1 pseudogene is annotated in these 247 nt (G+C 74.5%); it reads right to left on the bottom strand.

The features are described from left to right. Positions 1–247 (bottom strand): annotated as a pseudogene (locus ACSNOK_RS35560) (hypothetical protein); the annotation flags it as partial.

Below are 247 nucleotides of genomic sequence, written 5' to 3'. Positions count from 1 at the left end.
CGGCCGGGACGATCAGGTCGCCGCGGGAGACGTCGAGGTCGTCCGCCAGGCGGACGGTGACCGACTGCGGGGCCCAGGCCTGCCGGACCGACTGGCCGAGCAGGTCGATGCCCTCGATCACCGAGGTGCGGCCCGAGGGCAGCACCGTCACCGGCTGGCCCACGCGCAGCACGCCGGAGGCGATCTGGCCGGCGTAGCCGCGGTAGTCGGGGTACTCGGCGGTCTGCGGGCGGATGACGTACTGGAC

This window comes from Streptomyces sp. URMC 126 (assembly GCF_051386555.1).
Lineage (GTDB): Bacteria > Actinomycetota > Actinomycetes > Streptomycetales > Streptomycetaceae > Streptomyces.
The sequence above is the reverse complement of the archived record's forward strand: the minus strand, read 5'-3'. Positions and strand labels throughout refer to the sequence as shown.